Raw genomic sequence first — 1,175 nt, 5'->3', positions numbered from 1 at the left:
TCGCCGAGGCTCACCGCCGAGGACGCGGCGAAGCGGTACGACAGCGACCGGCCGAAGTGCAGCGGCGCCCCGTCCGCGCCGAACATCGACGCGAACCCGTCGAGGTGCGCCCGCAACCGGTCGCCGTACCGCGCGGCGAGCTCGCCGTCGCCGCCGAGGTGGGCGTCGAGCACCGGGTACAGGTGCAGCGCCCAGCCGTTGTAGTGGTCGAAGGCGCGTCCGTCGCCGTCGGCGTACCAGCCCTCGCCCCGGTACCAGCCCTCCATCAGCTCCAGCGCCCGCTGCCGGGCCGCCGCCGTCTCGGCGTCGCCGCGGCCGACCGACTCCAGGAACCCGGCGACCGTGTACGGGAACAGGTACCAGTTGTTCGGCGCCGGAACGTGCCGCAGCGCCCCGCGCAGCCACTCCTCCACCCGGTCCTGCACCCCGGCGTCGAGGTTCTTCCACAGCCACGGCGCGGTCAGCCTCAGGCCGAGCGCCACCGACGCCGACTCGACCATCGGCTGGCCCTGCACCTCGTGGTCGAGGATCAGCGGCCAGGACTCCGTGTCGTCACGCCCGGGCGTCAGCGTGCCCGCGGCCAGGCCCCGCGCGTACCGGTCCAGCCAGCCGTGCGGATCGTCACCGCCGGCGCCCGCGACCCGGAAGGCCGCCGCCAGGAACGTCCGGGCGAACCCCTCGAGACCGTCGGAGCGCACGCCCGAGTGCGAGGGGCGGCCCGGCAGGTCGAGCAGCGCGCAGCCCGGCGTGCTCCAGCGCCACGCCGCCCACAGCAGCCCGTCCGCGACGGCCTCCCAGTGCGCGCGGGTGTAACCCGTGCGGGGGCTCAGCACACGGTCCTCGGGGGGCAGTTCGAAGGGGATGCTCATGCCAGGAACGCCAGCCTTTCGCGTCGTACGGGGTGGAGGAAACCGGCACCGGACGCCCAGCGGGCGGTCTCGGCGAGGGCGAGGTCGGCCAGGCGGCGCCACTCGTTGCCCTCGGAACCGGCGAGATGCGGGGTGATCAGCGCGTTCTCGCAGTCCCACAGCGGATGGTCCGGCGGCAGCACCTCGGGGTCGGTGACGTCCAACACGGCCCGGATCCGGCCCGCGAGGACGGCGTCGGTGAGCGCGTCCTGGTCGAGGACCGCGCCGCGCGAGGTGTTGATCAGCACGGCCCCGGCCGGCATCGCG

Annotated in this window: 2 protein-coding genes; both read right to left on the bottom strand. The window is 74.9% G+C overall.

Going from position 1 to position 1,175, the window contains the following annotated elements; all coding sequences use genetic code 11:
* Positions 1 to 869: DUF2264 domain-containing protein (locus GTW67_RS06445; protein ID WP_161163829.1), on the bottom strand; the 869-nt coding region annotated here is incomplete at its 3' end.
* On the bottom strand, positions 866 to 1,175 hold a 310-nt coding region (locus tag GTW67_RS06440; RefSeq protein WP_272920467.1), incomplete at its 5' end, for an NAD(P)-dependent oxidoreductase. The genes GTW67_RS06445 and GTW67_RS06440, both read right to left, overlap by 4 nt.

The sequence above is a fragment of the Streptomyces sp. SID5910 genome (assembly GCF_009862125.1).
Taxonomy (GTDB): domain Bacteria; phylum Actinomycetota; class Actinomycetes; order Streptomycetales; family Streptomycetaceae; genus Streptomyces.
This window is presented reverse-complemented; position numbering and strand designations above follow the sequence as displayed.